Below are 254 nucleotides of genomic sequence, written 5' to 3'. Positions count from 1 at the left end.
ACCCCCAAGTGCCCGCATTTCGGCACCTGCGCCGGCTGCGTGCTGCAGCACCTGGACGAAGACCAGCAGATCGTCGCCAAGCAGCGCGTGCTGATGGACAACCTGGAGCGCATCGGCCATGTGAAGCCGGGCACCGTGCTGCCGCCGCTGGTGGGTGACAGCTGGGGCTACCGCCGCAAGGGCCGGTTCTCGGTGCGCCGGGTCGAGAAGAAGGACAAGACCCTGGTCGGCTTCCGCGAGCAGGACCCGCGCTT

General features: G+C 68.5%; 1 pseudogene. It reads left to right on the top strand.

The features are described from left to right. Positions 1-254: pseudogene (locus tag FQ664_RS26435) on the top strand (23S rRNA (uracil(1939)-C(5))-methyltransferase RlmD); the annotation flags it as partial.

Source organism: Pseudomonas persica (assembly GCF_900291015.1).
Taxonomy (GTDB): domain Bacteria; phylum Pseudomonadota; class Gammaproteobacteria; order Pseudomonadales; family Pseudomonadaceae; genus Aquipseudomonas.
The sequence above is the reverse complement of the archived record's forward strand: the minus strand, read 5'-3'. Positions and strand labels throughout refer to the sequence as shown.